The organism is Pseudomonas profundi (assembly GCF_008638305.1).
Classification (GTDB): domain Bacteria; phylum Pseudomonadota; class Gammaproteobacteria; order Pseudomonadales; family Pseudomonadaceae; genus Halopseudomonas; species Halopseudomonas profundi.
This window is the reverse complement of the sequence record NZ_VTPZ01000017.1, coordinates 25,790-41,015: the sequence shown is the minus strand read 5'-3', so window position 1 is coordinate 41,015 and position 15,226 is coordinate 25,790. Positions and strand designations below refer to the sequence as shown.

Genomic DNA, 15,226 nt, shown 5'->3' with positions numbered 1-15,226 from the left:
ATATGTAGAAAGGGATCTGTTACGTCCTCTTCGCATGCTACTAGCCATAAATCTATGATCACGTGTCGGAACTTGCTTCTTGTTTTTCTCATGCTGCTTGCGCTTCCCTTCACCGGGACGGCGCAAACCATGACGCCCGACACGCATCATGCCATGAACCAGTCGAGCCTTGCTTCCAGCACAGTCGCGTCCGAAATGGCCACCTCTGCACATGACTGTTGTGCACAAGACCCCGCCGCCTCAGTCTGCGAAAACGGTCAGGAATGCAAAACCATTAGTCTGTTTCAGCTCGCGTTCGGCAAGGTCACTGTGCCGGCGCTCAGCCCACGCCCCTCTGTCTCCCTTCCTGGTCAGGTCCCGACTCGCGCACCTGACATTGTCTGGCATCCTCCCCGTAGCTGATTTCGCTCGTGTTCCCTAGTTTCGCCTGACCCCTTGGGGTGGGCGGTTAAGGCATGCCGATGGCGTGCGCTAGAACATCAACGGAATCGAAGACATGAATTACCGAATCCTCGGGGTGCGTTCCTACGCAGCGGCTTTGTTGTTTGGCCTACTGGCTGTGCCCAGTACGTCGGCAGCACTCACTCTTGAAGAAGCCATCAGTCTGGCTGAGCGGGAAGCCCCTTCATTGGCTGCGCGCAATGCAAACCTTCAAGCCGCTCAAAGTTCGGTGGCCCCGGCGGGTGAGCTACCGGACCCAAAGTTGAAGCTTGGTCTCCAGAGCCTCCCTGTCGAAGGTGAATCCAGCCTGCGATTGGGCGCTGAGCCCATGACTATGCAAATGATCGGCGTTATGCAAGAGGTTCCTAACCGGGCCAAGCGACGGGCACGCGTAGAAACCGCTGAAGCAACTGTGGCACTGGCGCATGCCCAGCAAAAAATCGAGCGCCTTAAGGTTCGTCAGCTGACAGCTGAGGCTTGGATTGCCACGTTGGCAGCGGAGCAAAAGCTGAGCATTTTTGACCAGCTCTATGCAGAAAATCGTCTCTTATCTCAGGCCGTTAAAGCAAGAATCGCTGGTGCTCGCGGAATGGCGAGCGATAGCGTTCTACCAAAGCAGGAAGCGGCTCTTTTGGCCGAACAAAAAGATGTGCTGGTGCGCAACGAAGCTGTTGCCCGTGCGGAGCTGCAGCGCTGGATTGGCGAGGCTGCTAGCGTGCCGCTGGAGGGAAGCTGGCCAGTGTGGCGGGGTGATCTCGATCAATACCGGCACAATCTTGACCGCCACCCCGAGCTGTTGGCCTTCGATCCTTTGAGTGACCGCGCTGAGGCGAAGATTGCCGAAGCCATTTCGGATAAAAGGCCCGACTGGGGGTGGGGCGTGGATTATCAACATAGGGGGGGCGGGTTCGGCGACATGGTCAGTCTCAGTGTCAGCTTCGATCTGCCGGTGTTCGCAGGTTCCAGACAAGAACCGAAAATCGCCGCTGAGCGCGCCCGTCTGGCGGAGCTGGAGGCCGAGCGGCAAGCAAGGCTGCGCCTGTATAACCAAGAGCTTGCAGCCGATGCCGCAGAGCTGCAACGGCTCAATCGAGCGCTTTCTCGATTCGATGAAACACTGCTTCCGCTCGCTGAAGAAAAGGTGCGTCTGGCCATGGCGGATTACCGGTCCGGAAATGGTGAGCTCATCTCCGTTATTGATGCACGGCAGGAGCTTGTCGAAATGCGCTTGCGCCGTGTGGATCTCGCCCGTGACCGCTCTCTGACCAACGCCCGCCTACATTTCGCCTTTGGAGACATCCAGCCATGACATTTCGAATCAAGCGACTGGCTCTGCTGATTAGCCTACCCATGCTGCTGAATACAGGACTAGCCGGGCTAGCTCTAATGGCAAGCAACGCCGGGGCTCAGTCTGCCGAGCAGAACGAGCGAGAAGTTCTTTATTGGTACGATCCGATGTATCCGCAACAGCGCTTTGACGCACCTGGCCCCTCTCCTTTCATGGATATGGAGCTTCTGCCGCGTTATGCCGACGAAGGGGGCGATGGCGCATCGATGACCATCGACCCCGGTGTAATGCAGAACCTGGGAATGCGGATCACCTCAGTCACACGCGAACCTATCAGTCAGACCGTCGAGGCGGTTGGTACTCTGGCTTTCGATGAACGTGACGTCGCCATTGTGCAGGCTCGCAGCGGTGGCTTCGTCGAGAAGGTCTACGATCGAGCGCCGGAAGACGTGATAGCGAAAAATGCGCCATTGGCCGATCTCTTCGTACCGGAGTGGGCAGCTGCGCAGGAAGAATATCTTGCTTTGCGCAGCATAAACGAACCGCAGCTGGTCGCTGCCGCTCGCCACCGTCTTCGCCTCGCTGGTGTTCCGTCTGACGTTATTGCGCAACTCGAGCGCAGCGGCAAAGCCAGGTCAACCTGGACTATAACGAGTCCCATCAGTGGCGTACTCCGTTCCCTTGACGTCCGCGAAGGGATGACACTGCCTGCCGGCGCGTCCCTTGCCCGCATCAACGGACTGGAAAACGTCTGGCTGGAAGTTGCCGTACCTGAAGCACAGGTGGCCAACCTAAACGTTGGTCAAACCGTCGAAGCCAGGCTACCCGCCTACCCGGGCGACAGCCTGGAGGGTTCTATCGAGGCAGTATTACCGCAGGCCAACCTGGATAGCCGAACGGTACGGGTTCGGATCGAACTACCCAATCCTGACCTACGCCTGCGCCCTGGAATGACTGCAGACGTCACTCTCAGTCGCGATAAAGACGTTGCGCTGGTTGTGCCCACCGAGGCACTGATTCGAACCGGTCGACGTACGCTCGTCATGCTCGCCGAAGGCGAGGGCAAGTTCCGCCCGGTAGAAGTTCAAGCCGGCCGTGAGACCGAAGACAAGACAGAGGTGTTGGCCGGTTTGGAGGAAGGCCAGCAAGTGGTGGCGTCAGGGCAATTCTTGCTTGACTCCGAAGCCAGCCTGCGTGGATTGACTGCTCAGCTGAAACAATCAACGCAAACCACAGGACAAGCCTTACACGAGGCCGAGGGCACCATCATGAGCCTGGAAGACGGCATGGTCGGCTTGGCCCACGGTCCGTTCAAGACATTGAACATGCCCGGCATGACCATGGCGTTCCCTGCCGCAGACAAATCCCTGCTGGAAGGACTTACCGAAGGGGATCGCGTCCGTGTGGGCGTTAGCGAAAGCGACGAAGGCCTTCTTATTGAGCAGATCGAACAACTCGGGGGCGGCCATGATCACTAACATCATTCGATGGTCGGTAACCAACCGATTTCTGGTATTGCTTGGCACGCTGTTTTCAGTTGCCTGGGGCATATGGTCAATACAAAACACAGCCGTTGATGCTTTGCCTGATCTGTCCGACGTTCAGGTCATCATCCGCACGCCCTATGCCGGTCAAGCCCCACAGATCGTTGAAAATCAGGTCACCTACCCGCTGGCGACAACCATGCTATCGGTACCTGGGGCGAAGACCGTACGGGGCTATTCATTCTTTGGCGACAGCTACGTTTATGTGCTCTTCGAGGACGGGACTGACCTTTACTGGGCGCGCTCTCGGGTCCTTGAGTACCTCAGCCAGGTTCAAAGTCGCTTGCCCGACGGAGCCGCTCCAGCACTTGGCCCGGATGCCACCGGAGCAGGCTGGGTTTATCAGTATGCCTTGGTTGATCGTACCGGCCAGCACGATCTAGCCCAGCTGCGCTCGTTGCAAGACTGGTTCCTGCGCTATGAGCTCAAGACTCTCCCAAACGTGGCCGAGGTAGCGGCGATCGGGGGGATGGTCAAGCAGTACCAGGTGATGCTCGACCCAGTGCGCATGGCTAACCGCCAGATAACGCAGCAGCAAATCATACAGGCGATCGACGGGGCCAACCAAGAAACAGGCGGGAGCGTACTAGAGCTCGGAGAAAGCGAGTTTATGGTCCGCGCTTCGGGTTATCTCGCTTCGTTAAAGGACTTTCGCGCTATTCCACTGCGCTTGGATACGAATGGTGTGCCGGTAACACTCGGTGACGTCGCGCATATTCAGCTTGGCCCGGAAATGCGCCGTGGGATTGCCGAACTGGACGGCGAAGGCGAAGTGGTGGGCGGTGTAGTGATTCTGCGCAGCGGAAAAAATGCCCGTGAAACCATTACCGCCGTGCAGGCCAAACTGGAAGATCTCAAGAAAAGTTTGCCCGATGGGGTCGAGGTGGTCACCACTTATGATCGCAGCGAGCTGATTGATAGCGCCGTAAAGAACCTCAGTTATAAGCTGCTGGAAGAGTTCATCGTCGTGGGGTTGGTGTGTGCCTTGTTCCTCTGGCATTTACGTTCATCGTTGGTAGCGATCGTGTCGTTGCCGGTCGGTATCTTGATCGCTTTTATCATCATGCAACGACAAGGCGTCAACGCTAACATCATGTCCTTGGGTGGCATTGCGATCGCAATCGGCGCCATGGTTGATGCCGCTATCGTAATGATTGAAAACGCGCATAAACACATCGAAGCGTGGCATAAGAACAATCTCAACAAGAAGCTTGAGGGCGCCGAGCACTGGAAAGTAATAACCGATGCCGCGATCGAAGTTGGTCCGGCTCTGTTCTTCAGCCTGCTTATCATTACGTTGTCATTCATTCCGGTGTTCACGCTGGAAGCTCAGGAAGGGCGATTGTTTGGCCCGCTGGCATTCACTAAAACCTATGCCATGGCTGCAGCCGCAGGGCTCTCGGTCACCCTGGTCCCGGTGCTGATGGGGTACTGGATCCGTGGGAAAATCCCTGATGAACATCGTAATCCCATCAACCGTGGACTTATCCGGGCGTACCAGCCAGCCCTTGAAGCAGTGCTCCGTTGGCCGAAGGTCACCATAGCAGTCGCTATAGTCGTTTTCCTTACAGCTCTCTGGCCGATCTCTCGCCTGGGTGGAGAGTTTTTGCCGTCAATGGATGAAGGCGACCTGCTCTATATGCCGACTGCGCTACCGGGTCTGTCGGTTCAGAAAGCGTCAGAGCTTCTGCAACAAACTGATCGCATGATCAAAACCGTTCCCGAAGTGAAGCGAGTCTTTGGTAAGGCAGGTCGTGCCGATACCGCAACCGATCCCGCACCCTTAACCATGTTCGAGACAACCATCCAGTTCAAGCCGAAAGACCAATGGCGACCAGGCATGACGCCGGAAAAATTGGTAAAAGAGCTGGACCAGGCGGTGCAAGTTCCAGGACTGGCCAATCTCTGGATCCCACCCATTCGGAACCGCATGGATATGCTGGCCACCGGGATCAAAAGCCCGATCGGGGTCAAGGTATACGGCGCGGACCTGGCCCAGATTGACAAGGCGACCCAATCCGTTGAGCGCGTCGCCAAGACGGTCCCGGGCGTGAGCTCAGCTGTCGCCGACCGCATCACCGGCGGACGCTATATTGATGTCGACATTGATCGAGCCGCAGCTGCGCGGTATGGGCTGAACATAGCTGATGTGCAGTCCATCGTGGCTGGTGCGGTCGGCGGTGCCAATATCGGCGAAACCGTCGAGGGGCTGGCCCGTTATCCAATCAGCCTGCGTTATCCGCGCGAATGGCGTGATTCGCTGAGCGATTTACGTAATCTGCCGATCTACACCCCGCAGGGAAGTCAGATCACCCTGGGCACCGTGGCGCAAGTCAAGGTGACGGATGGCCCGCCGATGCTCAAAAGCGAAAATGCCCGACTCACCGGCTGGGTATACGTTGACGTGCGCGACCGGGATATGGCGGCGGTGGTGGATGATCTGCGTACAAGGATTGACGAGGAGGTGACGCTTGAATCGGGCATGAGCATCAGCTACTCGGGGCAGTTCGAGTTCATGGAGCGCGCCAACGCCAAACTGAAACTGGTCGTACCGGCCACCCTGTTGATCATTTTTGTGCTGCTTTATCTGATTTTCAACAGGTTCAGCGAAGCCTTGTTGATCATGGCAACACTCCCGTTCGCCCTGACCGGCGGTGTCTGGTTCCTGTACCTGCTTGATTACAACCTTTCGATAGCTACCGGTGTCGGCTTCATTGCGCTGGCAGGGGTGTCGGCCGAGTTCGGCGTCATCATGCTGCTGTACCTGACCAATGCCTGGACCGAGCGTCAGGGTGCGGGACGTACGGATAAACAAGCTCTACTGGAAGCGATCCGTGAGGGCGCCGTGCAGCGAGTTCGACCCAAGGCGATGACCGTGGCGGTCATCATCGCTGGTCTGCTGCCAATCCTGCTTGGCAGTGGCACCGGTAGTGAAATCATGAGCCGTATAGCCGCGCCAATGGTTGGCGGCATGATCACCGCGCCTCTTCTGTCCCTGTTTGTACTCCCGGCTGCTTATCTCTTGATGAGGCGCCGATCCATTGAGCAAGCCAAACCACAAGTTGGAGATTCACAATGAAAACGAAACTGGCACTCATTCTTAGCCTGGCACTGACTCCGGCAGCCTTCGCCGATGAAATGAAGGGTATGGAAATGAAACAGAGCATGCCCATGGGCGAAATGAAAATGGAGCAAAACGATACGACAACGAAGACAGCCAAGGCAACTGGAACTGTTCGCAAGATCAATCACGAAAAAGGAACCGTGACCATCGCACACGGGGCCGTGCCGGCGCTTGACTGGCCACCCATGACGATGGGCTTCAAGGCTACGGCCGAACAGCTTGAGCAGCTCAATGAAGGTGACGAGATTGAGTTCGAATTCACCTCGAAAGGCATGAGTTCATCCATCACTTCGCTTAAGCAATTGTAACCATGCCGATGGCTACCGCCAGCTGGTGCGGTAGCCCGGCTAGCTGAACGTTACGCAACTGTAAGGATCCCAACAGCTTGTCGTCAGCCTTAGCCGGGTAATCTATAGCCATTCCCAACAATGAGGTGACAAATGAACAAACTAACTAAAGTAATTATCCCGCTAGTTCTGGCGTTCGCGTCTTCAGTAGCGATGGCGGAAGATGGCAGTGATTATGCGCTGACTAGCGTCCCCCGTGCTCAGGCGCCAAAAATGCTGCAGGAGTCGCCGCAGCAAAATCAGCAATTAGCCCAAGAAGCAGTTGAAAGCTGAGCACTGAACCTAGCGACACAACATCCGCCCGAACGCTCATTGGCTGCCGTTATTTGAGCAACAACGCGGCTCGCGACAATAGACCCTGGTGCAGCGTTGGTAAAACTTGCTGAGTTTGGTCCACGCAACATATCGTTAGGGCATCGAAAAGGCGGTTGCAGAAGCTGAGGGCAACACAGTCATATAGACCACCAACTCGAAGCGCTTGCTACCGGGAAACAGCTTTCGTGTCGGTCGACAAGCCTGGCGACGGCCTGCATCTGTTGCTGGACCACGCGGGCCGAGTAGCCACCACTGGTATCTCGATTGCGGCGCAGCTCCCGGCTGATGGTCGAAGGGGATCGGGTGATCTTACCCAGGCTCAAGCCTGGGGCATGACCGATTTGTATGTTGGCGCGTTCTTCAACGCTGAGTTCGGAATAAGATAGCGGCAGCACCGTACCGGAAAGGTCAGGTGTTGCACTCGGTTTTTGCGCCCGCCCCGTTAAAGAAGAAAGCCAATTGAATCATCCTTCGTTTCCTCGGCACTTCGTGCCAGAGGCACGATACTCAAGTATTTTCAGATCCCCGTTGGAATCTTTGTACGTCATCTGGGCAGGCATTACACCGCAGCCAATACGTGTCGATGTGATATGTATGACACGCTCAATATCCAGGTTCATTCCATAGCGGTAATGAACAATCTCCGGGGGGGCTTGGTCAGTTGATAATGCATGCTCCTTCCATCTATTTTCGTTCTCTTTAATCATAGAGCCATAAACGGGATCACTGCTGCCGTCTGCCATTACGAACGGAGAAACAAAACTGATTGAAAATGCAGCAATTTTTGATCGAATGCCCATGCGTGTCTGCCTATAAAAAATATCCAGAGCAGATGGTGTCACATTATACCTGTCACCAAGGTGACACAGACATTACATTGGATTAATGCCACGAACTACTGACGAACTCATCAAAATAAAGAATAATATAAATTTATTGCATAAGCCTCCCAACTGGCCTGCTTTACAGGACATGACAAGCGCCTTCCGTTGGTTTCTTTCTGTATATATATTGCGTTAGCAGTTTGCATCACTTTGCGCAAGTCATGAATGACGTTCCGGCAATTTAGGCCGCCAAATAGCGAAAATCGTTCAGGCAAGGGCGACTCATTAGAAATACCAAAATAACTTTGATACCACGGGCCCTCAAGACTACTCGTATACAAGCTGAACCCCAGCGCAGGGTTTAGGATAAGATGTATCTTCACTTTTGGCTCAATACTTAACGAGAGGCAGCAATGAGCAGGTTGTCATTACGCGGCAGGATGGCGCTTCTTTTTGTAATCGTGGTGACAGCAGTGCTGAGTCTCGCCGCCGTCAGCTTCGACTATTTTTGTCGTCTTCATTTCGACAGACAAGATGCGCAGCTTCTTGACCGCAAGGTTTCCGCGCTGGAAGCCATCCTGACGCGCGGGAGCGGGTTGGACCCTTCGATGGTTTCGGACATTGATCGACTGATCGACACCTCTTTTGGCTTCGCTGCCGCGATCCTGGCCGGAGACCAAGTGATCTATTCCCATCACAACCTGTCCGAAAAGATGGTGTCATTGATAAGCCCCAGCCAGGACGACCGGTGGCTGATTGATGTTGGACCCAACCGCTACAGCGGAATTACAAAAAGGATCGCAGGCTGGGCCGACGGGGACGCAGAGACAATCCACTTGGCACTCGATGTTACGCATCGCACGCATTTTTATGAAATGATCCGGCAGTGGTTCATTTACACGCTCGTGGTCAGTGCGATTTTAAGTGGTGCGCTTGGCTTCGCCTTCATTCGCAGGGGGCTGAAGCCAATATCCAAGCTATCCAGAACGTCTTCCATCATCACTGCTAATTGTCTGGATACCCGAATCTCAACTGAGTCAGTACCCACTGAACTGCACGAACTCGTCGATAACTTCAACGCAATGCTTGAGCGACTGGACCAGTCCTTCGTGCGTCTATCAGGCTTTTCCGCTGACATAGCGCATGAACTGCGGACCCCGCTCAATAGCATGCTGACGCAAACTGAAGTAGCGCTGATGAAGGATCGCGACAATGCCGACTACAAGGACACTCTTTTCTCGACCCTTGAAGAGCTGCGTCGAATGGCGCGCATGGTTGATGACATGCTTTTTCTCGCCAAAGCGGATAATGGCATGATTACTCCTGATTTCGAGGATCACGACCTGACTGCGGTTGCTTCGAGCGTGCTGGAATATTACGAGTATGCCGCCGACGAAAAAGGGATCAAACTCGTCGTTCATAGCAACGGCCCAACGCCGGTGAGCGGAGACAACCTTATGCTACGCCGGGCGATCTCAAACGTGATGTCGAACGCGGTTCGCTATGGAAAGACAGACACAGCAATTGATCTCACTGTCTCGCAAGCTGGCCCATGGGTGGAACTGAGCGTGAGCAATCAAGGCCCAACGATCCCGCACGAACATATCGACAAGCTGTTCGATCGCTTCTACCGCATCGATACAGCCAGACGAGAGGGCAGCACCTTGAATGCGGGCTTAGGGATGGCGATCACTCGCTCGATCGTGGAGGCGCACAAGGGGTCGATCGGTTGTCACTCGGCAGAAAGCGTTACTACTTTTACGGTAAAGTTACCGACAGTTCGAGAATGATTAACGAGAGAGGCAATCTACGACCAGATGCATCGCGATTGTCGATGACGGTCCTACGGAAGCAATACCGTTACCCTGAGTGTCGACTGGCACAACCAGCCAAGATCCGCCGCTTCTCTGCCCAAGCATCTGCGTCGGGACGTCGCCGAGCTGAAAAATTCGCACGCTGCACGCTGGTCTTAATCTATTGGATGCGGCGCGAACTCGGGATCACTTCGCCGAGAGGTTCATCCGGCGGATTTCGAAAATCCACAAACACGCCAAGGAGGAGTTGGAGCAGATCCAGGCGGCAATGCCAAAAGCTGGAACAACTGGCGGGCACCCTGGACGGCGTGGTCCCCATGTTATTGGCAGCTTGTCATTGTCCGGCGCCTATGCGAAGCGCGCTGGCCTTAACCGTGCGCGCTTGCGCCATAATTCCACCTGCCAAAACATTCAAGTAGCTTGAAAATTACATTTCAGTCAACGCGATGTAACCTGTTAGTTCTGACTTGGACAACTTGTCCCGGCTGCCAGGTACTCAAGAATAGTCAAATTACCGTTGGAATCTTCGTATGTCATTTGGGCGGGCATCACATCGCAGCTGCCATCAGTAGAGGTCCTGTGTACAACTTTTTCAATATCAAGCTTCATGCCATAACGGTAATGTACGACCTCTGGTGGGTTCTTTCCATTAGCAATTGCATACTCTTGCATGGCCTTTTCGTTGGCTTGAATCATGCGGCCATAAACGCGGTCAGTAGTACCATCTGCCATGGAAAAAGAAGAAACGGCCATAACGGAAAGTGCGGCAATAGTTCTCATGCTATTCATATCTCATCACTCCTTAAGGTAATGATGACAATATAAGCCCAGGAACCTGTCATAAAAGTGAAGTCAAAATTACATTATCGTAATAAAGCCGCAAACTGCTCATTGCGTATTGAGATGGCCTTTCCTGGGCTGACTTTTCTCCCAAATTTTTCACCATGAACTTGATGAGATTTCCAGCTAACCTAGCACCACGGAGATCGCAATATGAAGAAAACGCGATACACCGAAGACAAGCAGATCATTGGCTCCATGAAGCAGCACGAGGCAGACGCAAAGGTCGATATCGGCCGCAAGCTTACCATTTCCAGTGACATATTGAGCCTAGCCAGGTTCCGCACCGTCGATAAAGTAGCCCATGCCCCGCACGGTGTGGATCAATTTGACCGGAAAGTCATCATCGATTTTCGCGCGCAGCCGTCGGATAGCGACCTCAATGACATTGGTGTCGCTGTCGAAATTAATATCCCATACCTTCGATGCGATAATCGATTTGGATAACACTTCACCACGACGGCGAAGTAGGAGTTCCAGCAACATGAATTCCTTGGCAGTCAGGTCGATGCGCTTTCCACCGCGCTCTACTCTTCGCTTGAGTAGATCCACCTGAAGATCTTCGAGGGTCAAGGTGGTTTGGACGGTGGCACCGTTTCCCCGGCGCAGAAGCGATCTCACCCGAGCCAGCAACTCGAAGAACGCAAAGGGTTTGGTCAGATAATCATCCGCCCCGAGCTCCAGGCCTTTGACTCTATCTTCCACCCGATCTCGAGCAGTCAGAAACAGCGCAGGCGTTTCACTACCAGCTGCACGCACCCGCTCAAGCACCTGCCAGCCATCCAGTCCCGGCATCATCACATCCAGAACCAGCAAATCATATTCTTCATCAAGGGTCTGTTGGACCGCATCGATGCCGTTCGTGACCAGGTCAACCACGAACCCGGCTTCAGTCAAACCCTGTTTCAGGTAAACGCCAGTCTTCGGCTCATCTTCTGCGACTAAGATTTTCACAATCAAGCTCCTAAGCGATAGTTCATTGTGCAGATCTCAGCACGGAGATGCTATTCCCTTTCAGAAATGTAATCGGCTGTGTCTAAAGCACTGTTGATGTTAGCGCTTCGACGGGGTTGGCGCGTCGGGGATTGACCCGAACGCGCCACGCGATTAACTAGCCATCCGCTCACATTCTTCCGCACAGGCCAGGCAAGCCTCTGCACAACGCTGGCAATGATCAGCTTCATGCTTTTTGCACTCTTCGCCACAGGCGCGGCAGATCTGAGCACAGAGTCGGCAGACTTCCTTGGCATACTCGCTGTCTCGGGCCATGAAGTTAGCGGCCAGTTGGCAGATATCCGCACAGTCCAGGTCGAGCTTGATGCACTGAGCCATCATTTTTACGTCATCTTCGGCAAGGCACGCAGAGGCACACGTCTGGCACGCGATCGCACAGTTGCTACAGGCTTGGATGCATGATTCAAACTTGGCATTCATCATTTATTTCTCCACTGTGAAGGTAGGTGTGTGCCGCCTGACAAACCAGGCGGGCACAGGTTTGTCGACCGAAGGGGAGTGGAGAAGTTTTATCAAATCATCTGTCTGACAGAATTGTAATATTCGGCGAATAACACGCTCATCCAATACCTTGCTTGCAGGACTGCTATTGGGGCGATAGTCGTTCGTGTCGGTTGGATGTATCGCCTATCTGACCGTGCCAAATTATCGCGCTCCGCGGCGCGCTTTCTTCAAATCTCGGCGTTCTAGTCGCGCCCAATGCAAACGCGCCGTTCTTTGTGCAGGGCAGTGTAGAGTAACTATAGAATTGTGGGAAAGACGGCCGGCACTTCAAAACCATGAGAGCTAACATGAGGATTAAACAGATGCCGAAACCTGAAATGTCTGACTATCCGAACATTGCTTCGCTGGCGGCAATCGGTGATGGTCGTTCCATGGCACTAGTGGGCCCCGATGGCAACGTTGAATGGTTTTGTCCCCAGCGTTTTGACGCCGCACCGCTAAGCTGGCCATTGCTCGATCGTCAACGTGGCGGTCGACTTCAGCTGTCCTCACCAGGTGCTGATGTCCGGATGCGTTACCTGGACGAGACTGCAGTACTGGAATTCGAGGTGCAAAGCGTGTCCGGCCACGCTCGCGTTAGACTGTGTATGGAGTGGCTTGGGTCGACTGACCAACAACGCTTGATTTGGCAGATAGACGGACTCGATGGTCGTTGTGAATTTACCCTGCTGTTCGAGCCCCGCCCGGACTTCGGAAGCGCAGACGGCGAAGCAAGCCTGTCAACAGACGGTTTGACCTATGTGTACGCACGGCAGCAGGTGCTGCTGCAAGCTGATTGCTTTCTCTGCCCTGACGGGGAGGGCTGGACTGGAACATTGTCAGTGTCGGCAGGTGAGCAGGCGGGGGCTTGCCTGAGCGTTTCCTTGGAAGACGATATGCCAGCCCGTCCTTTGCCACTTGATGCCATACCTGTACAGGTTGCTGCAACCGTTGATGCATGGCGTAAGTGGTGCGCAACGTTGGATGTCCCCGCTACGCATCGTACCGCTATCGTACGCAGCGCTATCTGCCTCAAGCTGTTGATCTACGCACCCACTGGAGCGGTTGTGGCGGCAGGGACGACTTCCTTGCCCGAACATCTAGGAGGAGAACGGAATTGGGACTACCGCTTTACCTGGTTTCGTGATGCAGGATTGACACTCGGCGCGCTGTTTGGTCTCGGCTGCCGGGACGAGGCGCACCGCTGGGCACAGTGGATGCAACAAACCATTGAGCGACATGGTACGCCACTGGCCGTCTTATACGATGTGCAGGGAAATGCCCCGCCACCGGAACGGATTATCAAGGGAGTCCACGGCTATCGTGGTTCGCCGCCGGTGCGTGTGGGTAACGCAGCTGATGGCCAGTTTCAGCTGGATATTTATGGCGAGTTGCTGGAGTGCGTTAGTATCTGCGATAGCATGGCCGACGATGCGATGCGCTCACATTGGTCTCACATGCGCGCCGCTGCGGACTTCATCGCAGCGCACTGGCACGAGCCTGATCAAAGCATCTGGGAAATGCGCAGCGCGCCGCGGCACTACGTCCACTCTAAGGTCATGGCCTGGGCCGGCCTACAGCGTGCGCTTTGGCTGATGCGCCGCCATGGTCTGGGCGGAGATGAGGATAATTGGGTCAGTCAAGCTGAAGCTCTACGTCAGTTGATCTTGCAGCGCGGTCTTAGTACCGATGGGAGCCACTTCATCCGCGCCTTCGATGACGAGAGACTGGACGCCAGTCTCCTGCTGTTGGCACGCGTTGGCTTCGTCGATGGCCGCGATGCTCGTTTCGTTAATACCGTGGACATGATTCGGGAACAGCTTAGCGAAGGAGGGGGCGCAATACGGCGCTATCCCGCTGAAATCTCGGATGGGCTGGAAGGCCGAGAAGGAGCGTTCTTCATTTGCAGCTTTTGGCTGGTCGAGGCGTTGGTGCAAACCGGTCGGCCTCGAGAAGCAGCGGATCTCTATGCACAGCTATTGGAGCACAAGGGCGAACATGGCCTGTTCGCCGAGGAATTCGATACGCGCAGTGGCGGGCATCTGGGAAATGTGCCACAGGCCTTTTCACATGTGGGCCTGATTAATGCAGCACTGAGCCTTGGTTCTGTTGGTTAAAGGACTGGTGTCCTGCTACCTGCCTCGCGTCCGTTCAGCCAGCGGAGCTAAGCCGACTGGCTCAACGGGCGATGGCGAAAACCACTGCGACGCTAAGCGCTGTCATTAACGCCAAACTGCCCACGGCCAGCCTGCCTACCGTAGCGGAGCTGAGGCCCAGCGCCTTGTCTTTCGCCTGGTTGGCAAAGCGTCCCTCGAGACGGTGCAGTCCCGCTACCGGCTGGAACAGGTTGTCCGGCTGATCGGGATCGGCCGCCTCGCCGGTCAACTGCCCGCTCCAAGCTTGTTTGGCCATCATCCGGTCTAGCAAACCTGGCATAAACATGTTGCCGATGATTGCCTGGAGCGAGGCGCGTCCCAGCCAAATCTCGCGCGGGGCGTCGGTCGCTGCACGAACGATGGCACGTGCAGCGACTTCCGGCGTATGGATGGGCGGGACGGGCTGGGGACGCTTTGGCATCTTATTACGCGACCAGTCGAATTGCGGTGTGTTGTGGGCGGGCAGCTGCACCATGGTCAGCCGCACCTGGCTATTGGTATGAATGAGTTCGCAGCGCAACGAATCGGTGAAACCGCGGATCGCGAACTTGGCTGCGCAGTAGGCCGACTGCAAGGGTATCGCTCGATAGGAGAGGGCCGAGCCCACCTGAATGATGGTGCCTCGGTTGCGTTTTTCCATAAAGCGCAACGCGGCCAGGGTGCCATGAACGAAACCGAGATACGTCACCTCGGTAACCCGCTTGTATTCTGCCGCGCTGATTTTGTTGACCGGGCCGAACACCGTAGCCATGGCAGCATTGACCCATATCTCGATCGGACCCAGCTCCGCCTCGATCCGATCGGCGGCCTTATCGACCGCTTCGGCGTCGGCAACATCTGCGGATATCGCCAGTACCACGGCGCCTGCTGCGTCCAGTTCGGCCCGGGTGCCGGCCAGTCCTTCTTCGCCGCGAGCGATCACTGCGACGCGAAAGCCGGCTTGCGCAAGCGCAAGAGCAGTCGCTCGTCCTACACCTGCGGTTCCGCCACAAATCACGGCGGTTTTTGCGCGGTCGGTCATGTTTTATTCCTTAAC

At 55.3% G+C, this 15,226-nt stretch carries 12 protein-coding genes and 2 pseudogenes; 8 read left to right on the top strand and 6 right to left on the bottom strand.

Annotated elements, in window-relative coordinates; genetic code table 11:
* Positions 1-496 precede the first annotated feature (496 nt).
* The 5 genes from FZE95_RS17860 to FZE95_RS17840 all read left to right on the top strand — a co-directional run bounded on the left by FZE95_RS17860 (position 497) and on the right by FZE95_RS17840 (position 7,017).
* Positions 497-1,750: a TolC family protein gene (locus FZE95_RS17860; protein ID WP_150302179.1), complete on the top strand. Its 1,254-nt coding sequence runs from the start codon at positions 497-499 to the stop codon at positions 1,748-1,750.
* Positions 1,747-3,207 carry an efflux RND transporter periplasmic adaptor subunit gene (locus FZE95_RS17855; RefSeq protein ID WP_150302178.1) on the top strand — a complete coding sequence of 487 codons (1,461 nt, stop codon included), beginning with the start codon at positions 1,747-1,749 and terminating at the stop codon, positions 3,205-3,207. The genes FZE95_RS17860 and FZE95_RS17855 overlap by 4 nt, the downstream gene beginning before the upstream one ends.
* Entirely contained in the window at positions 3,197-6,352 is a 3,156-nt protein-coding gene (locus FZE95_RS17850; protein WP_150302177.1) for an efflux RND transporter permease subunit, read from the top strand. The genes FZE95_RS17855 and FZE95_RS17850 overlap by 11 nt, the downstream gene beginning before the upstream one ends.
* Positions 6,349-6,705 (top strand): copper-binding protein, encoded by a 357-nt coding sequence (locus FZE95_RS17845; RefSeq protein WP_150302176.1) that lies wholly within the window; start codon positions 6,349-6,351, stop codon positions 6,703-6,705. Before FZE95_RS17850 ends, FZE95_RS17845 begins: the two co-directional genes overlap by 4 nt.
* 132 nt (positions 6,706-6,837) lie before the next feature.
* Positions 6,838-7,017 carry a hypothetical protein gene (locus FZE95_RS17840; protein ID WP_150302175.1) on the top strand — a complete coding sequence of 60 codons (180 nt, stop codon included), beginning with the start codon at positions 6,838-6,840 and terminating at the stop codon, positions 7,015-7,017.
* Between the two features lie 180 nt (positions 7,018-7,197).
* On the opposite strand, the pseudogene FZE95_RS17835 reads toward FZE95_RS17840, so the two are convergent.
* Together FZE95_RS17835 and FZE95_RS17830 are read right to left on the bottom strand one after the other, a co-directional pair.
* A pseudogene (locus tag FZE95_RS17835) lies at positions 7,198-7,451 on the bottom strand (helix-turn-helix domain-containing protein); the annotation flags it as partial.
* A 72-nt stretch (positions 7,452-7,523) separates the two neighbouring features.
* Entirely contained in the window at positions 7,524-7,859 is a 336-nt protein-coding gene (locus FZE95_RS17830; protein ID WP_150302195.1) for a DUF2790 domain-containing protein, read from the bottom strand.
* A gap of 437 nt (positions 7,860-8,296) precedes the next feature.
* Between FZE95_RS17830 and FZE95_RS17825 the strand changes: the two genes are divergently transcribed.
* A complete protein-coding gene (locus FZE95_RS17825; RefSeq protein ID WP_150302174.1) occupies positions 8,297-9,673 on the top strand; it encodes a heavy metal sensor histidine kinase in 1,377 nt (458 codons plus the stop codon).
* 101 nt (positions 9,674-9,774) lie between these two features.
* A pseudogene (locus FZE95_RS20155) lies at positions 9,775-10,023 on the top strand (hypothetical protein); the annotation flags it as partial.
* A 130-nt stretch (positions 10,024-10,153) separates the two neighbouring features.
* Here FZE95_RS20155 and FZE95_RS17820 read toward each other — a convergent pair.
* The 3 genes from FZE95_RS17820 to FZE95_RS17810 all read right to left on the bottom strand — a co-directional run bounded on the left by FZE95_RS17820 (position 10,154) and on the right by FZE95_RS17810 (position 11,974).
* A complete protein-coding gene (locus tag FZE95_RS17820; RefSeq protein ID WP_150302173.1) occupies positions 10,154-10,486 on the bottom strand; it encodes a DUF2790 domain-containing protein in 333 nt (110 codons plus the stop codon).
* 321 nt (positions 10,487-10,807) lie between these two features.
* Positions 10,808-11,491, bottom strand: coding sequence for a heavy metal response regulator transcription factor (locus tag FZE95_RS17815; RefSeq protein WP_150302172.1), 684 nt, complete (start codon positions 11,489-11,491; stop codon positions 10,808-10,810).
* Positions 11,492-11,644: 153 nt separating this feature from the next.
* Positions 11,645-11,974: a four-helix bundle copper-binding protein gene (locus FZE95_RS17810; RefSeq protein ID WP_150302171.1), complete on the bottom strand. Its 330-nt coding sequence runs from the start codon at positions 11,972-11,974 to the stop codon at positions 11,645-11,647.
* Positions 11,975-12,357: 383 nt separating this feature from the next.
* Between FZE95_RS17810 and FZE95_RS17805 the strand changes: the two genes are divergently transcribed.
* Positions 12,358-14,151: a glycoside hydrolase family 15 protein gene (locus FZE95_RS17805; RefSeq protein WP_163981809.1), complete on the top strand. Its 1,794-nt coding sequence runs from the start codon at positions 12,358-12,360 to the stop codon at positions 14,149-14,151.
* Positions 14,152-14,212: 61 nt separating this feature from the next.
* On the opposite strand, the gene FZE95_RS17800 is transcribed toward FZE95_RS17805, so the two are convergent.
* Positions 14,213-15,211 (bottom strand): SDR family oxidoreductase, encoded by a 999-nt coding sequence (locus tag FZE95_RS17800; protein ID WP_150302169.1) that lies wholly within the window; start codon positions 15,209-15,211, stop codon positions 14,213-14,215.
* Positions 15,212-15,226: the final 15 nt, after the last annotated feature.

Excerpts from the sequence above, each read along its gene's own strand:
- FZE95_RS17860 (WP_150302179.1), top strand. The coding sequence starts at position 497 with ATGAATTACCGAATCCTCGGGGTGCGTTCCTACGCAGCGGCTTTGTTG.
- FZE95_RS17855 (WP_150302178.1), top strand. The coding sequence starts at position 1,747 with ATGACATTTCGAATCAAGCGACTGGCTCTGCTGATTAGCCTACCCATG.
- FZE95_RS17850 (WP_150302177.1), top strand. The coding sequence starts at position 3,197 with ATGATCACTAACATCATTCGATGGTCGGTAACCAACCGATTTCTGGTA.
- FZE95_RS17845 (WP_150302176.1), top strand. The coding sequence starts at position 6,349 with ATGAAAACGAAACTGGCACTCATTCTTAGCCTGGCACTGACTCCGGCA.
- FZE95_RS17840 (WP_150302175.1), top strand. The coding sequence starts at position 6,838 with ATGAACAAACTAACTAAAGTAATTATCCCGCTAGTTCTGGCGTTCGCG.
- FZE95_RS17830 (WP_150302195.1), bottom strand. The coding sequence starts at position 7,859 with ATGGGCATTCGATCAAAAATTGCTGCATTTTCAATCAGTTTTGTTTCT.
- FZE95_RS17825 (WP_150302174.1), top strand. The coding sequence starts at position 8,297 with ATGAGCAGGTTGTCATTACGCGGCAGGATGGCGCTTCTTTTTGTAATC.
- FZE95_RS17820 (WP_150302173.1), bottom strand. The coding sequence starts at position 10,486 with ATGAATAGCATGAGAACTATTGCCGCACTTTCCGTTATGGCCGTTTCT.
- FZE95_RS17810 (WP_150302171.1), bottom strand. The coding sequence starts at position 11,974 with ATGATGAATGCCAAGTTTGAATCATGCATCCAAGCCTGTAGCAACTGT.
- FZE95_RS17805 (WP_163981809.1), top strand. The coding sequence starts at position 12,358 with ATGCCGAAACCTGAAATGTCTGACTATCCGAACATTGCTTCGCTGGCG.
- FZE95_RS17800 (WP_150302169.1), bottom strand. The coding sequence starts at position 15,211 with ATGACCGACCGCGCAAAAACCGCCGTGATTTGTGGCGGAACCGCAGGT.